This is a genomic window from Bifidobacterium reuteri DSM 23975, from assembly GCF_000741695.1.
GTDB lineage: Bacteria > Actinomycetota > Actinomycetes > Actinomycetales > Bifidobacteriaceae > Bifidobacterium > Bifidobacterium reuteri.
On sequence record NZ_JGZK01000005.1, the window covers coordinates 39,576 to 62,830 of the forward strand.

Annotated in this window: 21 protein-coding genes and 1 other RNA gene; 13 read left to right on the forward strand and 9 right to left on the reverse strand. The window is 61.3% G+C overall.

Going from position 1 to position 23,255, the window contains the following annotated elements; all coding sequences use genetic code 11:
* Positions 1 to 17: 17 nt before the first annotated feature.
* On the reverse strand, positions 18 to 1,217 hold the full coding sequence (gene serA, locus BREU_RS05410) for a phosphoglycerate dehydrogenase (RefSeq protein ID WP_044088771.1): 1,200 nt from the start codon (positions 1,215 to 1,217) through the stop codon (positions 18 to 20).
* A gap of 10 nt (positions 1,218 to 1,227) precedes the next feature.
* A complete protein-coding gene (locus tag BREU_RS05415; RefSeq protein ID WP_044088772.1) occupies positions 1,228 to 3,507 on the reverse strand; it encodes a HelD family protein in 2,280 nt (759 codons plus the stop codon).
* 390 nt (positions 3,508 to 3,897) lie between these two features.
* On the opposite strand from BREU_RS05415, the gene mraZ reads away from it, so the two are divergent.
* The 13 genes from mraZ to ssrA all read left to right on the forward strand — a co-directional run bounded on the left by mraZ (position 3,898) and on the right by ssrA (position 18,628).
* Entirely contained in the window at positions 3,898 to 4,404 is a 507-nt protein-coding gene (mraZ, locus tag BREU_RS05420) for a division/cell wall cluster transcriptional repressor MraZ (protein ID WP_044088906.1), read from the forward strand.
* 11 nt (positions 4,405 to 4,415) lie between these two features.
* Positions 4,416 to 5,510, forward strand: coding sequence for a 16S rRNA (cytosine(1402)-N(4))-methyltransferase RsmH (gene rsmH, locus BREU_RS05425; RefSeq protein ID WP_044088907.1), 1,095 nt, complete (start codon positions 4,416 to 4,418; stop codon positions 5,508 to 5,510).
* A 2-nt stretch (positions 5,511 to 5,512) separates the two neighbouring features.
* Complete coding sequence (ftsL, locus tag BREU_RS12345) at positions 5,513 to 5,971, forward strand: cell division protein FtsL (protein ID WP_044088774.1); 459 nt, start codon at positions 5,513 to 5,515, stop codon at positions 5,969 to 5,971.
* A 95-nt stretch (positions 5,972 to 6,066) separates the two neighbouring features.
* A complete protein-coding gene (locus tag BREU_RS05435; RefSeq protein ID WP_169740244.1) occupies positions 6,067 to 7,767 on the forward strand; it encodes a peptidoglycan D,D-transpeptidase FtsI family protein in 1,701 nt (566 codons plus the stop codon).
* Positions 7,768 to 7,822: 55 nt separating this feature from the next.
* Entirely contained in the window at positions 7,823 to 8,692 is an 870-nt protein-coding gene (locus BREU_RS05440) for a hypothetical protein (protein ID WP_044088776.1), read from the forward strand.
* A 52-nt stretch (positions 8,693 to 8,744) separates the two neighbouring features.
* Entirely contained in the window at positions 8,745 to 10,196 is a 1,452-nt protein-coding gene (locus BREU_RS05445) for a UDP-N-acetylmuramoyl-tripeptide--D-alanyl-D-alanine ligase (RefSeq protein WP_044088777.1), read from the forward strand.
* Positions 10,197 to 10,232: 36 nt separating this feature from the next.
* Positions 10,233 to 11,339, forward strand: coding sequence for a phospho-N-acetylmuramoyl-pentapeptide-transferase (gene mraY, locus BREU_RS05450; RefSeq protein WP_044088778.1), 1,107 nt, complete (start codon positions 10,233 to 10,235; stop codon positions 11,337 to 11,339).
* A gap of 69 nt (positions 11,340 to 11,408) precedes the next feature.
* Entirely contained in the window at positions 11,409 to 12,854 is a 1,446-nt protein-coding gene (gene murD, locus BREU_RS05455; protein ID WP_044088779.1) for a UDP-N-acetylmuramoyl-L-alanine--D-glutamate ligase, read from the forward strand.
* Positions 12,841 to 14,058: a putative lipid II flippase FtsW gene (gene ftsW, locus BREU_RS05460; protein WP_044088780.1), complete on the forward strand. Its 1,218-nt coding sequence runs from the start codon at positions 12,841 to 12,843 to the stop codon at positions 14,056 to 14,058. The genes murD and ftsW overlap by 14 nt, the downstream gene beginning before the upstream one ends.
* A 16-nt stretch (positions 14,059 to 14,074) precedes the next feature.
* Positions 14,075 to 15,253 carry a UDP-N-acetylglucosamine--N-acetylmuramyl-(pentapeptide) pyrophosphoryl-undecaprenol N-acetylglucosamine transferase gene (locus BREU_RS05465; protein ID WP_044088781.1) on the forward strand — a complete coding sequence of 393 codons (1,179 nt, stop codon included), beginning with the start codon at positions 14,075 to 14,077 and terminating at the stop codon, positions 15,251 to 15,253.
* Positions 15,254 to 15,433: 180 nt separating this feature from the next.
* Positions 15,434 to 16,972, forward strand: coding sequence for a UDP-N-acetylmuramate--L-alanine ligase (gene murC, locus BREU_RS05470; RefSeq protein ID WP_140462455.1), 1,539 nt, complete (start codon positions 15,434 to 15,436; stop codon positions 16,970 to 16,972).
* On the forward strand, positions 16,969 to 18,108 hold the full coding sequence (locus BREU_RS05475; RefSeq protein ID WP_081886567.1) for a cell division protein FtsQ/DivIB: 1,140 nt from the start codon (positions 16,969 to 16,971) through the stop codon (positions 18,106 to 18,108). Before murC ends, BREU_RS05475 begins: the two co-directional genes overlap by 4 nt.
* A gap of 123 nt (positions 18,109 to 18,231) precedes the next feature.
* Positions 18,232 to 18,628: a transfer-messenger RNA gene (ssrA, locus tag BREU_RS11535) on the forward strand.
* Between the two features lie 235 nt (positions 18,629 to 18,863).
* On the opposite strand, the gene BREU_RS05480 is transcribed toward ssrA, so the two are convergent.
* The 7 genes from BREU_RS05480 to BREU_RS05510 form a co-directional block, all read right to left on the reverse strand.
* Positions 18,864 to 19,190: a phage holin gene (locus BREU_RS05480; RefSeq protein WP_223847955.1), complete on the reverse strand. Its 327-nt coding sequence runs from the start codon at positions 19,188 to 19,190 to the stop codon at positions 18,864 to 18,866.
* A gap of 1 nt (position 19,191) precedes the next feature.
* The gene (locus BREU_RS11540; protein WP_081886568.1) at positions 19,192 to 20,103 is read right to left on the reverse strand and encodes a peptidoglycan recognition protein family protein; all 912 of its coding nucleotides are present in this window, start codon (positions 20,101 to 20,103) and stop codon (positions 19,192 to 19,194) included.
* Between the two features lie 68 nt (positions 20,104 to 20,171).
* On the reverse strand, positions 20,172 to 20,633 hold the full coding sequence (locus BREU_RS05490; protein WP_044090512.1) for a hypothetical protein: 462 nt from the start codon (positions 20,631 to 20,633) through the stop codon (positions 20,172 to 20,174).
* Positions 20,634 to 20,686: 53 nt separating this feature from the next.
* Positions 20,687 to 21,217 carry a hypothetical protein gene (locus BREU_RS05495; protein WP_044090513.1) on the reverse strand — a complete coding sequence of 177 codons (531 nt, stop codon included), beginning with the start codon at positions 21,215 to 21,217 and terminating at the stop codon, positions 20,687 to 20,689.
* An 11-nt stretch (positions 21,218 to 21,228) separates the two neighbouring features.
* Positions 21,229 to 22,077, reverse strand: a complete 849-nt coding sequence (locus tag BREU_RS11890) for an Ig-like domain-containing protein (protein WP_152598633.1) — start codon at positions 22,075 to 22,077, stop codon at positions 21,229 to 21,231.
* A gap of 6 nt (positions 22,078 to 22,083) precedes the next feature.
* Positions 22,084 to 22,884 (reverse strand): hypothetical protein, encoded by an 801-nt coding sequence (locus BREU_RS05505; protein ID WP_044090514.1) that lies wholly within the window; start codon positions 22,882 to 22,884, stop codon positions 22,084 to 22,086.
* Complete coding sequence (locus BREU_RS05510; protein ID WP_044090516.1) at positions 22,881 to 23,252, reverse strand: hypothetical protein; 372 nt, start codon at positions 23,250 to 23,252, stop codon at positions 22,881 to 22,883. Before BREU_RS05510 ends, BREU_RS05505 begins: the two co-directional genes overlap by 4 nt.
* Positions 23,253 to 23,255 lie beyond the last annotated feature (3 nt).

The following is a 23,255-nucleotide window of genomic DNA, read 5'->3' on the forward strand; positions in this document are numbered from 1 at the left end:
CGTGCCGCTGTCTGTATTCAGTGGGTGACGCGCATGCGGATGGTGCCCTCGATGTCGCCCAGGGCCTTTAATGTCGCTTCGCTCGGTTTGGATGCCACGTCCGTGACAACGTAGCCGAGTTCTCCCTCGGTGGCCAACGACTGGAACGAAATATTGATGTTCTTTTCGCCGAGGACATGATTGACTCGAGCGAGAACACCCGGCAGATTGTCGTGCAGGTGTGCGATTCGGCAAACGCCCTTGCAGCCGCTCAGATTGATCTGAGGCAGGTTCACCGACAATGATGTCGATCCGTTGAACCAGTAATCCTCAAGTCGTTGGGAGACAAAATGACCAATGGATTCCTGGGCTTCCAACGTGGAGCCACCGATATGCGGCGTGAGAATCATATTGGCCTCGTTGGCCAGCGGCGTATTGAACGCGTCGCCGCTTTTCTTCGGCTCCACCGGATACACATCCACCGCCGCGCCAGCAAGATGCCCTGAATCGAGATGCTGCTTGAGCGCGTCCAGATCGGCTACGAATCCTCTTGACAGATTAATGAAGATTGCATCCTGCTTCATATGATTGAACTGGTCTTCGCCGAAGAAGCCAGTGTTGGATTTGCGACCATCGACATGTAGCGTCACCGCGTCGGACTGCTCCAGCAGTTCATTCAGCGTTGCGCAGCGGTGGGCGTTGCCCAGCGCCAGCTTCTCTTCGATGTCATAGAACACCACTCGCATGCCCAAAGCCTCGGCAAGCACGGACAGCTGCGACCCGATGTTGCCATACCCGATGATGCCCAAGGTTTTGCCGCGCACCTCATGGGAGCCAGCTGCGGATTTATCCCAGACGCCATGCTTGATGTGATGCGTATGCGCGGGGATACGACGCATCAGGCAGATGATGTCGCAAATCACCAATTCCACCACGGAACGGGTGTTGGAGTATGGTGCATTGAATACGGCAATGCCATGCTTGCCTGCGTATTCCAGATCGACCTGATTCGTTCCGATGCAGAAGCAACCCACGGCGCTGAGGGTGGGGCGAGCCTCTAGTACGCGTGCGGTGACGCTGGTTTTGGAACGGACGCCGACCACATCCACGCCATCCAATACGTCAATGAGCTCGTCCTCGCTCAGAGCGCCCTTCATCGTTTCGACTTCAAAGCCGTGATCGCGCAATGATTGCGCTGCATCCGGATGGATGTTCTCCAATAAAAGTGCTTTCGGCATATGTATCACCTTAGATGTTCAGGGACTGCTCGTCCGCTTTTGTCCGAACTATAACCAGTTTCTGCGTCGGTCTGGTCATCGCCACATACAGGTCGGATGCGGCGACCAGACGGCTGGGTGCCTCATCCATGATCAGGCCCGGCTCCACCACGATGACCGCGTCGAATTCCAGGCCCTTGACTGTTTCGGTACCGCATACGCTGATCTGTTCATCCCATTCCGGTTGATCGATCAGTCGCTGGTATTCGGCAGCATCCAATTGCTGAGAGAGCCGTTTGCGCACTGCGTCGCGCATCGGCTGGATGAGCTCGTCCGGACAGATGACCGCGATGCGTCCGGTTCCGTCGGAGGAGACATAGTGGTCGGCGAGTTGCGCGGTCTGGGCGGCTGCGGCCTCGAGCATCGAGGCGGTGTCGGGAGCGGTCCGTCGGGATACCGCTCCGGTCAGATTGCGTACTGCATGCACCGTCGAGATATACAGACCTTCATGCTTCGCGAATTGTGAGGCAAGTTCGGAGACGGCCTGTGGATTGCGGTAATTGATGGTCAGCTCGTTCAGGTCCCAATGCTCCGCGCCGAACAGGCGATTCATCGTCTTGTCCCAGCGCCTCGTGCCTCCCAAGGCGGAGGTCTGCGCCACATCGCCCACTATGGTGAACGAACGCGACGGGCACCTGCGCATCAGCATGCGCCAATCCATGCCGGTCAGTTCCTGGGCCTCGTCGACGACGATATGCCCGTATGTCCATTCGCGATCCGCGGCGGCACGCTGGGATGTCAGTTCTGCATCGCCACCGTTCATCTGGTCGAGCAGCATTTGGCTGGAGATGATGCCTTGGCCGAGACCGGTGGCGGCCAAGGTGTCTTTGGCGTACTGTTCCTCGGCGGCCCGGCGCGCATCGGAGGCCGACTTCTTGGCCATGACCTTGGGGTCGGGGCCAAGAAGCTCCATGGCCTCGTCCAGCAGGGGGATGTCCGACTTGGTGAGTGGTGATCCCTTCGGACGCGCCAGCGCGCGGATATCGTCATCGGACAGCCAGCCAGCCAACGTGGAGAGCCGTTCGGGATGGGCGAAGAGCTGGTCGATGAGCCATGTTCCGGTCATCGGCAGCCAGCACAGGTTCAACGTCTTTCGCACGGTGTCGTTCATGCGCAGCAGCTGCATGGCGCGGTTGAGCTCCGCCTGATCAGGTGTGTAATCAAGCTGCTCGGCGTACCGGTTCTGCATGCTGGAGAGCATGGAGCGAATAAAAGTCTCCCGAGCCTTGTTGTGTGCCTGACGGGTACGTTTGGCGTCGGCCTGCGCCTGTTGGATGTCCACTGCGAGCATGGGCACCTGAATGCCGCTGATGGTGACCGTGGGCAGGTTGTCGGGGACGCGGATGCGTGCGGCGATGGCGTTGGCCACCACCTGTGCCATGCGTCGGTCTCCCTTGAGCTTGGCCGCATACGGCGTATCCGTCGCCGTCGCGGTGATGCCCGGAATGAGGTCGCCGATCGTCCGGGAGACCACGCCGGTCTCGCCGAGCGAGGGCAGCACCTGATCGATGTAGTGCAGGAACGCCGAGCTCGGGCCGACCACCAATACGCCTGAGCGCTCCAACGTGCGGCGATGCGTGTACAGCAGGTAGGCGGCACGATGCAAGGCCACTGCGGTCTTGCCGGTGCCGGGGCCGCCCTGCACCACCACGGCGCGGTTCATGTCGGAGCGGATGATGCGGTCCTGCTCGGCCTGGATGGTGGCTACGATATCGGTCATTTTGCCGGTGCGCCTGGAGCTCAGCGAAGCCAGCAGAGCGCCTTCGCCGGTCAGCGTTCCCGCGGAGGAGGCCTGCCCCACCTGATCCGAATGGACGTCGAGCACTTCGTCTTCGACACCCACCACATTGCGGAAGCTCAATGTGATGTGCCGACGCATGACGATGTCGCCATGGTTGGACGGGGTCGCCTCGTAGAAGGGGCGTGCCGCTTCGGCCCTCCAATCGGTCAGGATCGGTTCATGGTCGCTGCTGGACAGGCCGATGCGGCCGATGTAACGCCGTGTGCCGTCCTTGGCGTCAAGCCTGCCGAACACGAGGCGGTCCTCCACGCTGCGCAGCTGGGTGAGACGGTCCTCGTACATGGTGGCGAAGGAATCCCTCTCGGTGCGCTGGGTGGGCGATCCGTGGGATCCTGCGGCGCGTACGGTGTCCAGACGTTGCCACATTTCGGCACGGAGGTCATCAAGACGGCCGTACGCGCGGTCGACGGCCTGTTGTTCCTCGTGCAATTGTGAGGCGTAACTCGACATGCTCTCTTCGTTTCCGTTTCTTCCGGGTCAACACTTTAAGGCACTCAAATTTACCGCACGCCCCTACCGGGACGCCTGCTGACAGGTGAAGCAGGGTGAACATCGAGTGAATTCGACTGCGGATGCCGTACTGCGTGCTGCAGCAGGCTGAAGCGGGCTTTGCAGGCGAGCGGTGCGCGGAATCGGTGTCCGGCGGCGTCGGCGCTCTTTTCGGCGTGGCCCATGATTCGTCTCCCGACACGCGTGGGCGGGGGAAATGTCCCTCAAAGCATGCGTAGATTGTGTATTGGTGGGGGAAAATGGGGATAAGTGGGGTAAAGTGGTGAACCAGTGGGCCGAAGTGTATCGAGTGTGCGCGAAAAAGGAGGTGGAATCATGGCTGACGAGCAAATGGCGAATGCCGAATCGACCCAGAGCCATGGTTCCACCGGCGTCTCCGACATGCTCAATGGACTGCCGCCGTTGCTGCTTGGCACCTATACGCCGAAGATCGATGCCAAGGGACGCGTGGCGCTTCCCGCCAAGTTTCGTTCGCAACTCGGAGCAGGGCTGGTCATGGCCCGTGGCCAGGAGCGTTGCGTGTATCTGTTGCCTTTTGATGAATTCAGGCGCATCGCAGCGCAGATCCAACGCACCTCGGTGGGGAACAAGGCGGCCCGTGAATACCTTCGTGTGTTTCTTTCCGGTGCCGTTGATCAGGAGCCGGACAGGCAGGGGCGCGTGGTCGTTCCCCAGATGCTGCGTGATTACGCGCATCTGGGTTCGGACATCGTGGTCATCGGCGTGGGCACACGCGCCGAGATATGGAATAAGGACGCTTGGGAGGCGTACCTCGCGCAGAAGGAAGAGGATTACTCCGAAATTGCCGATGACGTATTGCCGGAGGTGGAATTCTGATGACTGATCTGATGACTGACCTGACCGCCATTCACCAGCCGGTGCTGCTGGAGGACTGTGTGAAGCTGATGGCTCCCGCCCTCGCCTATGACGGGGCGGTGGCCGTGGATTGTACATTGGGTATCGCCGGACACTCCATTGCGTTCCTGAAAGCGGCTCCGCAGGCAAGGCTCATCGGCATAGACCGTGACAGCGAGGCGCTGGCGCTGGCCACCGAGCGCATGAAACAGGAGGGACTGTCCGATCGGTTCATGCCTGTCCATGCCGCGTTCGATGAGTTTGACAGTGTGCTGACGAATCAGGGCATAGACCGAGTGGATGCCGTCTTCATGGATCTGGGACTGTCCAGTTTGCAGATCGATGAGACGGATAGGGGGTTCTCCTACTCCCATGACGCTCCGCTTGACATGCGCATGGACACGACCCAGAAGCTGACGGCACAGACTGTTCTCGCCACATATGACGCCCCCGCCCTGATACGTATCTTCAAGGAATACGGGGAGGAGCGTTTCGCCCGTCAGATTGCCCGTGCCATTGTCGCCGACCGATCCAAGGAACCCCTGACCACCACCGGTCAGCTCAACGCGCTGGTGGAGCGGGTGGTGCCCAAGGCGCATCGCCCTGCAGGCAATCCGGCGAAACGCGTATTCCAGGCGCTGCGCATCGAGGTCAACGGCGAATTGACGAAGCTGGCGTCCACCCTGCCCCAAATCGCGAACCGGCTGAATGTCGGTGGCCGCCTGGTGGTTGAGTCCTACCACTCATTGGAGGACAAAACCGTCAAATCGTTCATGAACAACGGGCTGAGGATCGATGCCCCGGCCGATCTGCCTATCGTGCCGCCCGACGCCCAACCGTTCTTCAGGGAGCTGACCCGCGGCGCCGTCAAGGCCGATGAGCAGGAAATCGCCTCCAATCCACGATCGGCCTCGGTTCGGTTGCGTGCGGTCGAATTGAGCAGACCGATCCCCGATCGCTGGCGCACTCGGTTCCAGCAGATGGCCGATCAGCCGATTCCGGTCGATGCGGAGCGAGGGGCGACGAACCGAGCCGGCACAAGACATCACGGCAACAGCACAGCACATCACACGTCGAGGAGAAACTGACCATGGCGGCAACGGTACGAAGCATTCGATCCGGTTCTTCGGCATCGCAGCGTCCTCAAGCCAAGCCCCAGGCAGCGCCGCGCCCGCAGTTGAAACTGATATCCAATACGCGCGACGACCATGAGCGCTCCGTGTTCGGTCGGGTTCTTGAATGGACCCGTACCAGGACCGCCCCCATGATGCATGTGGCCGTAGCGGTCGTGTTCCTGGCCGCCACGTTGATAGGGGCGCTGATGTTGCGCACCCAGATGGTGCAGAACTCATTTGAGGCTGCGGAAGTCAAGCGGCACATCAGTGTGCTGACGCAGGACATCGATGACGATCAGGCCAAACTCGATCAGCTTGTGGCGGAGCTTCCCGACAAGGCCAGTGAAATGGGCATGGTCAGCAAAGGCGGGGCGGCGACCATCGACCTGCAGGGGTATCAGCAGCCGAAGGACGCGGAAGGCGGAACACAGTGAGTACATGGCAGAGGCTGCGTCGGTATTCGAAGACCTTCGCCTTCAAATGCATCGCCATCGGCGTCATTCTGACGCTGGTGGCGTCCCTATGCGTGATGCAGCTTGCGTCGATTCAACTGATTGACGGACGCCAGATGGCGCAGGCCGCCACGGCCTCACGTACCTCACGTGTGACCTTGAGCGCCAAACGGGGACGGATTCTGGATGCGAACGGCACGGTGCTGGCGCAGAGCGTGGAACGATACACCATCGTCGCCAATCCCGAAGCCGCCCAGGAATTCACGCCGATCACGTGCAACAAGAACAATAGTGACTACTGCCATCAGATTGACGGAAAGCCTGTCGGCGTGACCGGTGCCGCTGCCGTCGGACGCCTGCTGTCCAAGGCACTGGGCATCAGCGCCATGGAACTAGGCGCCGATCTGTCGATCAGCGGTCAATACGTAGTGCTGAAGAAGGATGTGACGCCACAGGTCAAGCGCAGCATCGACGATCTGAATCTCGGTGGCATCGTCTGGGGCGAGCTTAGCAGCGAACGCATCTACTCGGACGGAGACCTCATGGGCTCGCTGCTCGGCGGCGTCAACGACGCGGGCGATGGCGTGGCTGGCATCGAACAGATGGAGAACACGGTGCTCACCGGCACGGATGGCCATCAGACCTACCAGCGCGGCAACTACGGTGGCGAGGAGATTCCGGGGACCATGACCGAATCCGTGCCCGCCCAAGACGGTTCGGATGTCAACCTGACCATTGACAGGGACGTCCAGTGGTACGTCAAGAAGATCATGAAGGACGCGAAGGCCAAGTATGGGTCCCCGTGGGTCATCGGCGTGGTGCAGGATATCCAGACGGGTGAGATCCTGGCGCTCGCCGACAGCGATGAGGTCGATGCCGGCACGGATGAGGCGAAACTGGGTGCTTCCAGGGCGGTATCCGAAACGTTCGAACCCGGATCGATCGGCAAGCTGATTTCCGCGTCAGGATATCTGCAGACCGGAGTGCACAGGATGACCGACCAGTTCACCGTGCCCAATTCGGTGACCGATGACGGTCAGACGTTCAAGGACGCCTTCACCCACGGCGACATGCATTGGACGCTTGCGGGCATCATCCAACAGTCCTCGAACAACGGCATGGTGCTTGCCGGCAAGAACTACACGGATGACCAGCGCTACGAATTCCTCACCAAATTCGGCATCGGACAATCAACCGGTCTCGACCTTCCTGGCGAATCCAACGGCGTGCTCACCAATCCGTCATCATGGGATCTGCGTACCCGCAATACGGTGCTGTTCGGACAGGGGTACACGGTCAATGTGCTGCAGCTCAACAACGTGGTGGCCACCATCGCCAACAAGGGCGTGCGTCTGCAGCAGTCAATCATCAAGTCCACCACGAATGCGGACGGCAAGACCACGGAAGCCACGAAAGGCACCGGCACCCGCGTACTCGATGAGCAGGTGGCCTCCGATGTGATGAACGCCATGGAATCCGTGGCCGAGAACTACAACAAGTTCGTCAAGGTCGATGGCTACCGCATGGCGGCCAAGTCCGGTACCGCCGAGGTGGCCGGCGACAATGGCTCGCTGAGTTCGATCATCTCCGATTACTCGGTGGTGATTCCCGCCGACAACCCGAGGTTCGCCATCACTGTGGTGATGAAGGATCCGCAGGGCTCATTCGGCGGCTTGACCGCAGGCCCTGTGGCCGCCCAGATTTGTGAGTTCCTTATGCAGAAATACGAGGTGCCTGTTTCGTCGCCTCGCAAAGATGCTATCCCGGTCACTTGGTGATGCTGAGATGACAATAGTCATGAGCACCATAGTCATGGAAGAAAGGCGTTAGCCCATGAGTGCAGTGAGCGAATCCGTCTCCGAGCGCATGACGCTGGGTATGTTGTCGGAACAATACGGTTTTGAGATCGTTCCCGAATTTGCCACCAATGTCACGATTACCGCAATCTGTGATTCTCTTGACAGCGTGAGCCCGGGGTCGTTGTTCGTCTGCGGATCTCGGGTGTCCGAGCTGGGGCACGCGGCGCAAGCCGGAGCATATGCGGCGCTGCTGCCCCGATCGTTCCGGCACCAGTGTCCGGACGCGGACATCCCGCTTCTGTTCGGGGAACTCGACGACCATGTGCTTGGGTCCATGGCGGTGACGCTCGCCGGGTCGCCGACCAATGCCTTGGCCATGTTCGCCGTATCCGGAACGGACGATGACGAGGTGGACGCCAACGTGACCCAGCTCGCCGATTTCCTCCACATGCTGGGCAATCCCGTGGCGAAGATCAGCGCCGCCGGTTCCACATCGATGACCCGTGCGCTGAATCTCACCTATCCGCTGGGAGTGTTGGACATGCAGCGGACGCTGGCAGTATGCGCCGAAGACGGCGTTGCCGCCGTAATCATTGCGATGAATCCGGCGACATTGACCAATCACGCGTTGGAATCGGTGAACGTCGATGTGCTGGGCATCGAGCATGTCGCCCCCGGCGAAGACGTGTCCGCATTGAAGACCCGGTACGCGTTCATCTCCGACCGCGACCTCGTCGTGACCACCACCAGCCGGGAATCGGATGAACTCGCCTTGGAATCGCCGGTCGGGTATGACCCTGTCCGGGCGGGACACATGTCATTGGCGATCTCCATGGTGCTGGCGGCGGGCGTGCGGAAGAACAATGTGCGCAGTGCGTTGCGCGTGGCGAATAACCTGAGCTGAGCTTGTGCGATGACCTGAGTCGTCGCATGGATGATAAAGGAGTGAGGAATACATGGTCCCAATGAGCGTCGAGGAGATTGCGCGGGCGGTCGATGGCCGTCTGGTCCCCGGAAGCGAACCTGCCGCGCAGGTCCTGAGCGCAGTCAGCGACTCGCGTCAGGTGAAGCCTGGTTCACTGTTTGTGGCGATTCCCGGTGAACGTGTCGACGGGCATGATTTTGTGCCGCGCGTCGGTCAACAAGGTGCCGTCGCGGCCTTGGTGAACCATGAGGTGCCATCCACAGCCATTGCGCAGATCGTGGTGGATGACACGGTGTCGGCGCTCGGCAGGCTCGCCAAGGCCAACATAGAGCGTCGTCGCGAACTGCCCGGGGATTTCGACATCATCGGATTGACGGGTTCCGTGGGAAAGACCACGACCAAGGACCTGCTGGCATCGCTGATGTCCACCTTGGGGCCGACCGTGGCGCCCATCGGATCGTTCAACAATGAGATCGGCCTGCCGCTGACGGCGTTGAAGATCGATGCCTCCACCCGCTTCTTCGTAGCGGAAATGGGAGCCAATCATATTGGGGAGATCGCACGGCTGACGCGTATCGCTCCACCGGACACGGCGATAGTGCTCAAGGTGGGAGTGGCCCATCTGGGCGAGTTCGGCTCCCGTGAGCGCATCGCTCAGGCCAAGAGCGAAATCGTCACTGGACTGCTGCCGAACGGTCTCGCCGTGCTCAACGGCGACGACGATCACGTGACGCCCATGGCCTCGCTCGCCCCGGGCAAGGTGCTATGGTTCGGCAAGGAAGGCGGACATGGACCCGAAGTGCTCGCCACGGACATCACCGCCGATACCGACGACCATGCGCAATTCACGCTGCATACCCCTGAAGGCGACCACGTGCAGGTGCATCTGGGCATCCCGGGGCTGCACAATGTGATGAACGCCCTGGCTGCGGCCACCGTGGCCCTGCACTATGGCATGACCGCGCAGCGGGTCGCTCAGGTGCTGGCCGCGCAGCGTACCATCAGCCCGCACCGCATGGCATTGTCCACCGTATCGCGCGGCGACGCTCGGTTCACGCTGATCGATGATTCGTTCAACGCCAATCCCGATTCGATGAAGGCCGGTCTTGAAGGGCTCAAGGCGTTCACCGCCAAGGACGGGAGCAAGCCTTATCGCGTGGCGCTGCTAGGCGCCATGCTCGAGCTTGGCCCCGACGAAAGCAGATTGCACGCCGAAGTCGGGCGTTTCGCGGCCGGACTGGGGCTCGACGCGATCATCACCGTAGGATCCACGGCTGATCCCCACCTGCACGACATGGCGGAGGCGCTGGCCAGCGGAGCCCGGGACGTTGACGGGGTGTCTGTAGACTGTGTGGAGAGCATCGACCGTGCTGAGGAGCTGGTGCTTGACCTGGCGGCAAACCACCCGGATACCGTGGTGTTGCTCAAGGGGTCCCATGCCTCAGGACTGAGCGCGCTTGCGGAACGCTGGTCGAACGACTGAGCGTCGAAACACCGATTAGAGGAGAAAGAACCACCCGTGATTGCTCTGATTATTGGAATGCTGGTGTCGCTCATCGTCACCATGGTGGGTACGCCCATGCTGATTCGCCTGGTGCACAGACTGCATTACGGCCAGTACATCCGTCAGGATGGTCCGAAATCGCATCTGGTCAAACGTGGCACCCCGACCTTGGGTGGTGTGGTCATCAATATCGCCATTCTGCTCGGATGGGGGTCGTCTGCACTGTACCGCTATCTGCACGCAGGCGATGTGCCGTCATGGTCCGCGGTGCTGGTGCTGTTCGCCATGCTGTCCATGGGATTGCTGGGGTTCATCGACGATTTCGCCAAGGTGAGCAAGAAGCAGAACGAGGGGCTGACCGTAGGGGGCAAGTTCTTCGGACAGTTCGTCTTCGCCACCATCTATGCGGTACTGGCGCTGATTATTCCCACCAAGACCGGCATGCCGAGCGCTCAGGCGGGCATGAGCTTCATCGAGAAGCCGTTCTTCAGCTTCGAATTCGCCGGCAGGGCGGTGGCCATCATCCTGTTTGTGATCTGGGTGAACTTCCTCATGACGGCATGGACCAACGCCGTGAATCTCACCGATGGCCTTGACGGTCTTGCCGCAGGCTCCTCGATGATCTCCTTCACCGGTTTCGGAGTCATCGCCTTCTGGGAAAGCTACCACATCAAGGGCGGCGGGCATCAGGGGTATTCCTACGCGGTCTCGGATCCACTGGATCTGACCATCATCGCCATCTGCGCGGCCGTGGCCTGCTTCGGATTCCTGTGGTACAACTCGAATCCGGCGTCGATCTTCATGGGGGACACCGGATCCCTCGCATTGGGCGGATTGTTTGCGGCGCTGTCCATCGCCACCCATACCGAATTCCTGGCGGTGATTCTCGGCGGCCTGTATGTCATGGAAGCCATGAGCGATGTGATCCAGGTCGGCTATTTCAAGATGACGCACAAGCGTGTGTTCAAGATGGCGCCCATCCATCATCATTTCGAACTCAGCGGGTGGACGGAGACCAAGGTCGTCGTCCGGTTCTGGATGATCGAGCTGCTCTTTGTGCTTCTGGCGCTTACCGTGTTCTATGGAGACTGGGTCGCGCGATCCGGTCTGCTGTTCAGCTGAACGGTTTCGAATGCTGTGGCTCCGGCCCTGCATGTGCGCATGGGCCGGATTGCCGTAAAGGGAGGAATAATGCAAGTAGCGGATAAGACGGTGGTCGTCGCTGGTCTCGGTGTGTCCGGAACCTCGCTGGCCGAGGTGCTGAAGGAACGCGGCGCACACGTGATCGGTGTGGATGAGCGCAAGAAGGAGGCGGATCTCCACTCTTTCGACCTCATCGACTGGGATCACGTGGACTATGTGATGTCGTCGCCGGTGTTCAATCCGCGTACCCCGTTCATCCTCGAAGCGCAGCGTCGTGGCATTCCGGTCATGAGCGAGGTGGAATTCGCCTGGCGGCTGCGCGCCGACAACGAACGCACCGGCAACCCGGCGCCATGGATCGGCATCACCGGTACCAACGGCAAGACCTCCACCACGGAAATGACCTCCGAGATGCTGTCCGCATGCGGCATGGACGCCCCCACGGCGGGCAACATCGCCTCAGGGGACATGTCCATGAGCCTTTCGCGCTGCGCCACCAACCCGCGGCATGATGTGCTGTGTGTGGAACTGAGTTCGTTCCAGCTCCATTTCACTGATTCGTTGGAATTGGATTGCGCCGCAATCACCAACATCGCCGATGATCATCTGGATTGGCATGGTGGCCGTGAGCAGTATGCGGCCGACAAATCCAAGGTGTTCCACAACGCCAAACGCGTCATTGTCTACAATGCGCAGGATGCCACAGTCACTGCGTTGGCTCAGGCCGCGCACACCGCCGAGGGATGCCGCAAGGTGGGATTCACCCTCGACGTGCCGCAGGCAGGCCAGATTGGCATCGAAGACGGTTGCATCGTCGACAGGAGCGGCGTTGCCGGGGGAGACCCCGGTGAGGGCGTGACGCTGGCCCCGCTCGCCGAATTCACGCATCTGACCGAACCGGATGGCACGCTGTATCCGCATCTGGTGGCTGACGCGCTGACGGCCCTCGCCCTGGTGCTCGGACTGGGCGCCGACCGCGATACCTCGTTGCGGGCGCTGCGTGCATTCAAGCCAGGTGGCCATCGCATCGAAACCGTGGCCGAAGCGACGGTAAACGGCGGCACCATCCGTTTCGTGGACGATTCCAAGGCCACCAACGGACACGCCGCCAATGCATCCCTGTCGAGCTTCCCCGCGAAATCCGTGGTGTGGATAGCGGGCGGCCTCGCCAAGGGCAGCCGATTCGAACAGCTGATCAAAGACCAGGCCCATACCATCAAGGCAGCGGTCATCATCGGCAAGGACCAGACGCCCATGCGCGAGGCCTTTGCCAGCCAAGCGCCTGACATCCCCGTGACGTTCATCGATCCGGAAGACAACGAAACCGTAATGGATCGTGCGGTCGAAGCCTGCGGCGAATACGCCAGCGCCGGGAACGTGGTGCTGATGGCTCCCGCATGCGCGTCCATGGACCAGTTCAGATCCTATGCCGATCGAGGCAACCGGTTCGCCGCAGCCGCCAAGACATGGAGCGAGGTGCATGGCCTCCACTGATTCCCCCACGCGGCGCACGCGCGCGACGGCGCGGAAACCGGCCCTGGTGGTCACCGACTATACGGGCTGGCGAAGCCTGCTGAATCCGCTCTGGTGCTATCACGGTTTCCGTATGGCAGTCGTGGGACTCACCTGTTTCGGCGTGATCATGGTGTTCTCCAGCTCCACGGCGTCCATCGCCTCGCAGGGGAAATCACCCTTCAGCGGTCTGCTCCCCCAAGGCGGCTTCAGCCTGATCGGTCTGATTCTCGGATTCATGACCATGATGATGCCCATACGTTTCTGGAAGCGGATATGCACGGGGACCATGCTGTTCGCCATCGGTATACAGTTCCTGACCTTCACGCCATTGGGCCTGGACGTATACGGCAACCGAGGCTGGCTCAATCTGCAGGTGACCACCATACAGCCTGCCGAATTCATGAAATTTGCCGTATGCATATGGCTTCCCGCCGCGTTGTACGCCTGCAGGAAACGATATGTGAAGGAAGGCATCAAAGCGTATTTCGGGCCGCTGATCATGTACGGCCTTGGATTGGCCGCCGTCATCGGCGGCAGGGACCTGGGAACCGGGATGATTCTGCTGTTCATCGGATTCGTGGCGTTCCTGGTGGCAGGGTTCCCCGGCAAATGGATGGGTGTGGGCATAGTGGCCGCCGTGGCGATGGTCGTTGCGCTTGCCGTATCAAGTCCGAACCGCATGCAGCGCATCCTCGCCACCTATGGCGACTGCTCGGCGGCGGACGCCCAAACCGTATGCTATCAATCGATGCACGCGAAATACGCGATAGCCTCAGGTGGATTCCTCGGTGTGGGCATCGGCAACTCGCGCGAGAAATGGAACTATCTTCCGGCGGCCCATAATGATTTCATCTTCGCCATCATCGGCGAGGAAACCGGTTTCGTGGGATGCGTCGTGGTGATCGCGTTCTTCGTGATCCTCGGCTGGTGCATGATCGCCGTCGCCTTGCAGGTCACCGATCGATATGTCGCCATGGTGCTGATGTGCGTCACTATCTGGCTGGTAGGGCAGGCGATGGTCAACATCGGCGTCGTCGTCGGCGTATTCCCGGTACTGGGCGTACCGATGCCATTCGTTTCCGCCGGCGGTTCATCCATGGTCATGTGTCTCGCCGCAGCAGGCCTGGTCGTCGGCCTCATGCGTTCACAACCCCAGATCAGACAATCACGTCAGAATGCGTAGAGTACACTCGGTAATCATGACTCAAGGAACACCTCATATTGTTCTCGCCGGCGGCGGAACCGCCGGACACGTCAACCCGTTGCTGGCCGTCGCCAACGCGATTCGCGCCATCGAGCCGGAAGCCCGGATCAGCGTCATAGGCACTGCAGTGGGACTCGAAAAGGATTTGGTGCCGAATGCCGGATACGAGCTCGACACCATCGAAAAAGTGCCGTTTCCCCGACGGCCGAACCTGTATATGCTGCAGTTCCCCGCAAAGTGGAAGCGTGAGACCGGCAAGGTCCGCGATATCCTCACCCGCCGTAAGGCGGATGTCGTAGCGGGGTTCGGCGGGTACACGTCCGCCCCCGTATACGCCACCGCACACAGGATGGGCATCCCGATCGCCATGCATGAGCAGAACGCCCGTGCCGGCATGGCCAACAAATTGGGCGCACGATGGGCGAATTACATCGGCACGGCGTATGAGCACACCGGTCTGAAGCCTGGTGCCCATACCCGCATCGAGCGCGTCGGTCTGCCGCTTCGTCCGGCCATCGCCGCACTGGCATCACGCCTTGAGCAAGACAAGGCAGAGGTACGCCGCGAATCCGCGGCCCAGCTTGGCGTCGATCCCGACCGCCCGTTGGTGCTGGTCACTGGCGGATCCCTCGGAGCGCAAAGCCTGAATCGTGCCATAGCCTCATCGGCGGCTGATCTGCTGGCCCACGCACAGGTCATTCACCTGACCGGCCGCGGCAAGATTCAGGAGGTCCGCGATCTGGTGTCCCGCTCCGTTAAAGCCGACGTGCTCACCGGTCTGGGGCCCCAGTCGGCAGGCAAGGGCGATTACCATGCCGCTGAGTACCTGGAACGCATCGATTTGGCCTTCGCGTGCGCCGATCTGGTGATATGCCGGGCCGGAGCGGGGTCCGTTTCCGAACTCGCCGCATTGGGATTGCCGGCCATCTACGTGCCGCTGCCCATCGGCAATGGGGAGCAACGCTTCAACGCGGAGCCCGTGGTCGAAGCCGGGGGCGGGCTGTTGGTGGCCGACAAGGATATGACGCCCGCATGGGTGCATGATCACGTCCCCGCTCTGCTCGCCGATCGGCAGATGCTCGCCGAATTCGGAAGCAATGCATGGAAGTACGGCATTCGTGACGCGGCGGATATCATGGCACGTCATGTGCTGGAGCTCGCACGGCGGGCGTGATGTCCGGATTGTCTGAATTTGCGGCGTCTCGTGCGGTCCTCGTGCGGTCCGCGTATGGCCCGTGGCAGCTACTCGGCACCAGGCCGGTTGGCTGAACGCAAACTCTGACCGCATGGCATAACCCGGCAGGGGCATAAGAAGACCTACTATGTGGTCAGAATCATCATGAAGGAGCGTCAATTGTCTCAGGAACAACCCGTTGTGCTCGACCCCATCCATGCCGCATTCGACACGCATGCGACCCCAGCCGATCTCGGGCCCACGCATTTCATCGGCATCGGCGGCGCAGGCATGAGCGTATTGGCTGAAATGCTGAAGTCGCAGGGAGTAAGTGTAGACGGTTCCGACCGCGAGCACAGCGCCAAGACCGATCGTCTCGAAGCCTTAGGCATCACGGTGGAATTCGGCCAACGCGCCGAGAACGTGGGTGATGCCGCCACCGTGGTGTATTCCAGCGCCATCAAACCCGACAACCCTGAAATAGTCGCCGCGCATGAGGCAGGCAGTCGCATCGTGCATCGCAGCGATATCCTGGCTCTGCTCATGAACGGCAAACAGGCCGTCACCGTTGCCGGAGCCCATGGCAAAACCACCACCAGCTCCATGCTGGCGCACATCCTGGTGCATGTGGGTGCCGATCCCAGCTATGCGATTGGCGGTTCCATCCAAGGCCCGGACGGGACCACTCTGGACGGCGGGCATGCGGGCGACGGATCGATACTGGTGGCTGAGGCCGACGAATCCGATGGCAGCTTCGCCAAATACCATCCCACCATCGCCATCATCACCAACGCCGAGGCCGACCATCTGGACCATTACGGGGACGAGGCGCACTACCGTGCCGCTTTCGTCGACCATGCCGAGCATGCCACCGGACACGTGGTGATCTGTGCCGACGACAAGGACGCGTTGGCGGTTTTCGAAGCCCTGCCGCGCGATGTCAAGGCGCGCACCATCGTGTACGGAACCACGCCGGAAGACCGGCTTCCCGAGTTGGATGGCGCTTCGCTGGTGGCGATTTCCTCGGAAAGCGAGACCGCCGGGAGCGGCATTGAGCGGCTCACGTTGGAGCTGCCTGCCGCGGTGACCGGGACGAACGCGGTTTGCCAGAGCGTTACGCTCAAGGTGCCGGGCATCCACAATGCCCGCAATGCCGCAGCGGCCATCACCGCCGCCGTGCTCTTGGGTGTCAAGCCCGCCGACGCAGCGCGCGCAGCCGGCAGCTTCCTTGGAGCGGCTCGTCGTTTCCAGATCAGAGGCACCGTCAAGCAGGTCACGGTTGTGGACGATTACGCCCATCATCCCACCGAAATCGCCGCGCTGCTGGACGCCGCGCACCGGCGCTACCCGGATTCCACCATCCGTGTGCTGTTCCAGCCGCATCTGTTCTCCCGCACCAAGTTCTTCGCCCGCGAATTCGCGCAGGCACTGGCCAAGGCCGACGACGTCATCGTCACCGGCATTTTCCCCGCCCGCGAGAAGCAGGCAGATTTTCCGGATGTCGGGCCGGACACCATCGTGGAAGCGGCACAGGGGCTGAAAGACGATTCCGCAGGTGATTGGATCCAGTCGGTCGAAGACATGTGCCTGGCAGCCAAGATGATGGCCATGCGCGCCCATCATGGCGACGTGGTATTCACCGTAGGCGCGGGGGACATCACCAATATGGACCAGGTGCTGCTGACCGCCCTTGAAGCGCACCGGGAGAGCTGCGAATGACCGGACGTACGGTCAGCTCTTCCGGAGCCGGTGCCTCCCGCGCAGCCAGTGCCTCCAGTGAATCCCGTGGATCCCATGAATCTCGTGAATCACAAGGAGAGCGGCGCAAGGCGCGTCGTGTAGTGGAATCCGCCGTGCACTCGGATGCCCAGCCCCGCGTCCGCTCCAGTGTGAGCGAAGAGAGGCAGGGGAAGAGCCGTCATCCTCGCAAACGGCGGTCGGTGACCTCCAGGACGGAGCCGGTGCAGCAGAGCCCCACCGACATGACGGTGGCCAAAGGCAAGGCCGGCGCGTTCGTTGACGCCAGGGCCCTGCGCAGTGAGGACTATGTCGCCGAAACCCTGCATCAGACCTCAGGGCCCATTGGAGTGGCGACACGTCCGAAGGTGGTGGATTTCACGGCACGCGCCAGGGAGCGTAGAAAAGCGAACGCCCGTGTCATCGTCATACGCTCTGCAGTGGCCGTGCTGGCTGCCGCTCTTCTGGGTGCGCTGATCTGGTTGCTGCTGTTCTCTCCGGTGTTTCGGCTGGAGTCAAGCGCCATCAGCGTATCCGGCGCCAACGAGTGGGTGAGCGCCTCGACCATCCATAGCATAGCGGACAAGCAGGCAGGCAAATCCCTGTTCCTGGTATCCTCCGATGAGGTCTCCAAGCAGCTGAAAGCCATTCCCGGCGTCAGCGAGGCGAAGATCTCCAAGCATTTCCCGAAATCGCTGAGTGTGGACATCAAAGCGCAAAAGCCTGCCGCCATGCTCAAAAGCGGTGATACGTTGACCGCCGTGGATGCCCAGGCGCGAGTGCTCAACTCGGTGCAGGACGCGAACGTCAACGGCATTCCGGTCATTGAGGTCAAGAACGTGCAGGAAAGCCTCGACAGCCGCTCTGTCAAGGGTGCGTTGACCATTCTGGCGGCATTGCCTGAATCGATGCGCAAACAGATCACCAAGGTCACGGTCGAAACCCAGGACTCGGTGACCACCACGCTCAATGACGGCGAGCATGTGATCGTATGGGGTGATTCCTCGCAGCTGAAACTCAAAATGGCTGAGGTGGACAAGATTCTCAATGACCCCAATGTCATCGGTGATTATCGGCAGGTGGACGTATCCGCTCCCAGCCGTCCGATACTCAAATGACGCGCTGCATTCCGATGCCGCCGGGCCGATGGGCATGGCGTGTCGCAATGGATTTGCGTTTGGTCGGACGAAGGGTTATCATGAAATGTCCGGCCAAGGCCGGCAAGTTTGATAATTCAATATGGGGGCGATCGGTTTCGACGGTGACCTGTTCGCTGCAGGGAAGCGTGCCGAGAACGTCGGGTCCACTCGTGGATGACCCCGACAAAAGAATAAGTGCTAAATCTAACCGCACTGAGTTCGCTCTCGCTGCCTGAGCTTCGCGCCAGGATTAACCAGTGAGCAGCCGCTCCGTTCACTCCTCCTCGTCTTCGGGGGGAAGCTGAGCGTCGTTAAGAAGACTTGCTGATGCAGCTGAGCCTCAGGGCTGCATCGGGACTTTAACTGCGGATATGCTCGCCATCAGTCGTCTGCGACATCGATGGGGGCAGAAAAACCGCCGTACGGCCAGCAGACTACGCACGTAGAAGACTGCGGGCTCGGTCATCGGACCGGGGTTCAATTCCCCGCGCCTCCACCAATCCGCTTCGGCGGAAACAAGACGCTTTCCCTTACGGCAGTAGGGGAGAGCGGCTTTTCTGTTTTCACTGTCTTTCACCCGAAATCATTGGTTTTCCGAAAAAATGTGCCCAAAATGTGCCCAAAAATGTGTGCGCACGCAGGCTGGAGAGAGGCCTGCCGGATACGCGAAGACCGCCCCGTCCTCCACAAAGGAGAGCGGGGCGGCGTGTTAAAACAGGGTGCGGATTATTCCACTAGGACCTGCTGGATGCGGCTTTGATGGCGCTGGCACCGATGATGGCACCGAGGAACAGGGTGACGGCGTTGACGCTGGTGGCGATCTGCCCGGCGAGGTCGCCCCAACCCCAGATGGGGCCAAGGGCGGCGACGAGCACGCTCAATGCGGGCAGGACGACCAATGCCAGCCATTTGAGGATGTCGTACACGCGGGATGGGATGAGCCAGTCGGGCACGTTGTCGCCGTTCAGGTCGGAGGCCTTGTGGTCGGCGACGCCGGGCGTGTCCACCGGCTGCAGGTCGGCCTCCGTGTCCATGGTCGTTGTTTCGGGTGCTGCTGCCATGCTACTTCACCTCCTTGGTGTTGGCGAGTGTGATGCTGACGTCGGCCAGCGCCTTGTCGACGCTCGCCTTGACGGCGGCCACGATCTGGTCGGCCGGAGCTCCCACGTTCCTGGCGAGCGTCTCCAAGGCTGCGGTCTGAGCCTTCTCGTAGGCGAGGGTGCGCGCCTGCACGCGGTTCGTGACCTGCTGGGCGCGGACCCACCACGGGGCCTTGTTGTTCGCGTGGATGGTCTTGACCCCAGCCTGCGAGAGGACGTCCGCCTCCGCCGGCTCCCCAAGCGGGGTGAGACCGGTCTCGGGCGTCCAATAGTAGATGAGGCCTGTATCGTCGTTTCGTATCATCGCTGCTGCCATGTCATTGTCTCCTTCATTGGTGTCTGCGGTAGAGCTGTCTAGGGTGGTGTTGTTGGCCATGGCCACGTACCATTGGCGGGCGCGGCTCATGTACGCCGAGTTCTGCGAGCCCGCGATCGACGCGGGGCATTCGGTCGGGCTGAAATAGGAGTGCGGGAAAACGTTGACCATCCATGTGGGCGCGCCCAGACCGTACGCATGGCACAGGGCGGCGACCAGATGCGCGCCGTTGTCCAGTGTCGCGTCGCTGATGCGCCATGGGTTGTCGGAGATGTCCGCGTGCTCGATGCCGATGCTCGTGCAGTTGGCCTCGTAGTCGCCGGCATGCCAGGCGGTGTCCGTGTCCCAGACGAGCTGGCCGATCCGCCCGTCCGCCTGCACCTGATAGTGGGCGGACGCCTCGCGTGACTGCCATACGTCGTAGCAGCCGCGGATGGTCAGGTTGGCCGCGTTGTGGTGCAGGACGATCTTGTCTATCCGGCGTCCCGCACGGCCGGGCGTGTAATGCGTGTTGAGGATCAGGTCCTCGTCCGCCGTCAGGGTCTTCCAGTCTTTCACATCAGGGTTCCTTTCAGGTATGGGTGAGCCCCGCAGGATGGTCGTCCGTGCGGGGCTCGGATAGTCGGCTATTTCGTTTTCACGAGCGTGGGCGTCAAATCCACGTCCACGGTCTGCTTGTTGGCGACGAACACGTTCACATCGTAGGCTCCGGCCTCCAACTTGCCGGTCTTGGGTGCGCCGTCAGACGGGCCGCTGATGATCGAGTCATCGCCGCCGGTAATTCTCATGCGGACGCCGTATGTCCAGCCCTTGCCGTTCGTGCAGGCGAGCGTGTACGTGCCCGCCTCCAAGGTGACGTCGGCTTCTATTTGCGTCCATGCGGTGCTGGTGCCTTTCACGTGGATGCTGCCGGGCAGTGCGCCTTGGCTGAACGTGATGCCGTTCACGGTGGTGGGCAGTTGATTGTCCATGATGGGGAACAGTCCTGCCGGGGCCACGCGTACGGGCACGCTTTTGGTTACGGTGCCTGCGGTGATGTCGAGGCTGGTGGTGCCGGTCTTGAGGCCGGTGACTGATAATGCTCCCATATGAGGGGCCTCCTTTGTGGATTGTGGAAGCCCCTCGAGCGGGGGCTTCCGGTTTATGCGTATGGCTTGTACGCGTGTGCTTCGCTACCGGTTTCCAACATCGGATACACCGTCGCGTCAACAGGCCCACCGTTTTTCGCTCCGACCTTGCACTGGTACGTACTGTTTTCCGGTACCGTGAACGTGGAAGTCAGATTGGTGATAGAGGTGTCAATCACAATGTATTCGGTTTTGTCGCCTGTGGTGACGGATACGAATATGATGATTCCGGCGGGTAGGTTCGCGGTGGACAGCGTGTATTGTCCCGCTGGCAACGGTGTCTCACCTATACTGCCACGATCGGTACGCCCGGTTGACGAGGTGCTGGTGCCTTTCACGTGGATGCCGCCGTCAGCGGCAACCGTAAACGTCACACCATCCTGTGTACCGTTGGGTATCCTCAACCACATGTTCTTGATCGGTGGCAGCACGTGCACCGGAATGGTCTTCGACACGGTTCCGGCTTGGATGGTCAGACTGGTGTCACCTGCGGTCAGGCCGGTGACGCTGACCCCCCCCCTAAACGCTTCTGTTGTTGTTGGCATGATATTGCTCCTTACTGTTGTTTGACTGATGCGATACTCGAATCTTTGACCGTGGCCGTAAACTCCTGCGGCGCATAATCCGGTTGGACGCCCACCTGTATGCTCCGGGTTTCGCCCGCCCTGAGCGTGAGACTGTCGGGCGTGACCGTCACACCGGTGGGAACCGGCTGGCCGGACGAGGCTATCTTCGTGTCACGGATGCTGGCGGTGAACTCCTGCGACACGTAGTCGGGCAGGACATTGACCGTAATATTCTGTGCTTCGCCCACACGCAGGGTAAGGGACTCCACGCCGGTGCGGATGCCGGTGGGCACGGGCTCGCCCACACGCGCCACACCCGTATCCTTGACCGTAGCCGTATATTCCTGTGAGGCTCCGGCAGGCAGGATGTTCGCGCGCACGTTCACCGCCTCGCCGACACGCAACGTGACAGCGGTGACCGGTTTGCCGGCCTCGTCCAGCAGGGTCACGGATTCGGGCGCGTACGCGGCGGACACGCTCAACGCGGCCGACGTGAAACCGCCCATCGTCGCGGTGACCAGCGCGGTGCCGCCATGCCTCCACGTGACCGTGTTCCCGGATATGGTGGCGACCGACGTGTCAAGGCTCGTGAACCGGACGCCACTGGTCGTGACCTCGCCCGTATGCCCGTCCGCGTACGTGGCGCGCGCAGCCAACCGAATCGAACCGTTGACCGGCAGGCTCGTGGGCGCGGGCGTGCCGTCCTCGTTGAGGATCTCCACGCCGGTCACCGTGTCGGCGGGCGTGCCCCACAGTTTCCGCCCGTCCAGCAAAGCGTTCCACGTGACCCCGTTCCTGAGGGGTTTGGCCAGTTTGCGGCCGTTGAGGAGGATGCTCATACGGCATCACTCCCCGACAGCGGGCTTGGACTGTCCGCCCGTCTCACCCGACTGCACGGCATCCTTATCGGACTCCGTGGCGTCCTTGCCGGTTTCCGTGGACTCGGCCTTGTTGGCGTCCGCCGCCTTGTCCTGCACCTGCTGCACCGCAGCGTCGATGGCCCTGAACGCCTCACTGGTCTTCGCCGTGATCGACGCGCGCGCATTGGCCGCATCCACGGTCACGGTCCTCGCCGCATTGGCCGCATCCGACACGACCGACGCGTCCGACACCGCCCGCGAATGCAACGCGGACGTCATGGTGGCGCTCGTCAACGCCTGCGCCTGCAACTGCTCCAGGGAGGCGACCAACGCGGTGGCCTTCGACCGGGTCGTGTTCTCGGGATACCAGACCAGATAATCCGGGTACTTCGCGCTCAACGCCTCCGCCTCCTCGAGCGACGAGGCTGGCGGAAGCATCTTCACCGGCTGCACGCTGCCCATCACGGCAGGCAACAAGGTGGACGGGTCCACATCCACCAAGTCCGCGTACTCAACCGTGGACGTGGAATCCGGCACCTCCACATAACGGTCGTATGCCGTGGCGGTTCCGGGCAGTTCGATCACATGCCAGACGAATCGTCCGTTCGTGGGCTGCAGGTCGACGGTGGCGGTGCCGTCGTCCGCGAGGGTGACCTCGAAGGGCTCTCGGGTGATGACGTTCTTCACGGAGTCGATGTGTCGGCGCGGGATGAACCTGATCTGCCCTGTGACCGGCGTCAGCCCCTCGTCCGTGGTCTTCTTCATGCTGATGTGGATTCTTGTCATTGCTGTTCCTTTCCAATGTCGGGTGCCACGTGGGCTTCCTTGACGTCTTCGTATAAGGCTGAGATGATGCCGTTCTCGCCCAACGCCTCGTAGGCGTTGAACATGTCGCTCCACAATCGTTTCTGCTCGACCGGCATGTATCCCCGGCCAGCGACCCACTTGTGGTGCAGGTTCACGAGATAGGCGCGCAGGATCATCTGCATGCCCCGTTTCAGCGCGGCGGTCTCCAACTCGTTACGCTGTTGACGTTCCGCCGCATCCTGTCTCATGTGCTTCAGTTGTCGCCACAACACGGTTGCGATCACGCCCAACAGGCCGGTGATCGTCCATTCCGCGATGGCGAGTATCAGATCATCCACTGGTTTCATACG

Excerpts from the sequence above, each read along its gene's own strand:
- serA (WP_044088771.1), bottom strand. The coding sequence starts at position 1,217 with ATGCCGAAAGCACTTTTATTGGAGAACATCCATCCGGATGCAGCGCAA.
- BREU_RS05415 (WP_044088772.1), bottom strand. The coding sequence starts at position 3,507 with ATGTCGAGTTACGCCTCACAATTGCACGAGGAACAACAGGCCGTCGAC.
- mraZ (WP_044088906.1), top strand. The coding sequence starts at position 3,898 with ATGGCGAATGCCGAATCGACCCAGAGCCATGGTTCCACCGGCGTCTCC.
- rsmH (WP_044088907.1), top strand. The coding sequence starts at position 4,416 with ATGACTGACCTGACCGCCATTCACCAGCCGGTGCTGCTGGAGGACTGT.
- ftsL (WP_044088774.1), top strand. The coding sequence starts at position 5,513 with ATGGCGGCAACGGTACGAAGCATTCGATCCGGTTCTTCGGCATCGCAG.
- BREU_RS05435 (WP_169740244.1), top strand. The coding sequence starts at position 6,067 with ATGCAGCTTGCGTCGATTCAACTGATTGACGGACGCCAGATGGCGCAG.
- BREU_RS05440 (WP_044088776.1), top strand. The coding sequence starts at position 7,823 with ATGAGTGCAGTGAGCGAATCCGTCTCCGAGCGCATGACGCTGGGTATG.
- BREU_RS05445 (WP_044088777.1), top strand. The coding sequence starts at position 8,745 with ATGGTCCCAATGAGCGTCGAGGAGATTGCGCGGGCGGTCGATGGCCGT.
- murD (WP_044088779.1), top strand. The coding sequence starts at position 11,409 with ATGCAAGTAGCGGATAAGACGGTGGTCGTCGCTGGTCTCGGTGTGTCC.
- ftsW (WP_044088780.1), top strand. The coding sequence starts at position 12,841 with ATGGCCTCCACTGATTCCCCCACGCGGCGCACGCGCGCGACGGCGCGG.
- BREU_RS05465 (WP_044088781.1), top strand. The coding sequence starts at position 14,075 with ATGACTCAAGGAACACCTCATATTGTTCTCGCCGGCGGCGGAACCGCC.
- BREU_RS05475 (WP_081886567.1), top strand. The coding sequence starts at position 16,969 with ATGACCGGACGTACGGTCAGCTCTTCCGGAGCCGGTGCCTCCCGCGCA.
- BREU_RS05480 (WP_223847955.1), bottom strand. The coding sequence starts at position 19,190 with ATGGCAGCAGCACCCGAAACAACGACCATGGACACGGAGGCCGACCTG.
- BREU_RS05490 (WP_044090512.1), bottom strand. The coding sequence starts at position 20,633 with ATGGGAGCATTATCAGTCACCGGCCTCAAGACCGGCACCACCAGCCTC.
- BREU_RS05495 (WP_044090513.1), bottom strand. The coding sequence starts at position 21,217 with ATGCCAACAACAACAGAAGCGTTTAGGGGGGGGGTCAGCGTCACCGGC.
- BREU_RS11890 (WP_152598633.1), bottom strand. The coding sequence starts at position 22,077 with ATGAGCATCCTCCTCAACGGCCGCAAACTGGCCAAACCCCTCAGGAAC.
- BREU_RS05505 (WP_044090514.1), bottom strand. The coding sequence starts at position 22,884 with ATGACAAGAATCCACATCAGCATGAAGAAGACCACGGACGAGGGGCTG.
- BREU_RS05510 (WP_044090516.1), bottom strand. The coding sequence starts at position 23,252 with ATGAAACCAGTGGATGATCTGATACTCGCCATCGCGGAATGGACGATC.